Annotated in this window: 1 protein-coding gene; it reads left to right on the forward strand. The window is 71.0% G+C overall.

From position 1 onward, the window contains the following. A partial coding sequence (locus PZA18_RS24260; RefSeq protein ID WP_284103460.1) for an Ig-like domain-containing protein occupies positions 1-435 on the forward strand: 435 nt, incomplete at both ends.

Raw genomic sequence — 435 nt, forward strand, 5'->3', positions numbered from 1 at the left:
GCCAATCAGGCACCGCTGGTGCAGGCCGGGGCGGGTATCCGCACCCCCGCCAACGGCGCCCCCTCGCCGGCGGGCGAGGGCGGGGGGAGTGGGAATGGATCAGGAGCGCTGCCGAATACCACGAATGCCCCCATCAGCCCGGCTTTGCCGGGCGCCACGCAGCCCCTGACCACAGCCGTCGCCGGCAACGGCGAGGCGGGGGGAAGTGGGGATAGCTCAGGCTACGCAGTGCGTACTCACAGCGACCTCGCCACCCGCCGCAGCCTGAGCGAGATCGCCCAAGACCTCGAAGGCGACACCGTGTTCTGGCGCATCCTCGGCGCCGAACACGGCACAGCCCGCCTCGCTGCCGACGGCCAAACCCTGCTCTTCACCCCCGAAGCCGGTTTCGCCGGCGATGCCACCCTTCGCCTGCAGGCTGACGATGGCTTTGCG

The sequence above is a fragment of the Parachitinimonas caeni genome (assembly GCF_030129945.1).
Classification (GTDB): domain Bacteria; phylum Pseudomonadota; class Gammaproteobacteria; order Burkholderiales; family Chitinimonadaceae; genus Parachitinimonas; species Parachitinimonas caeni.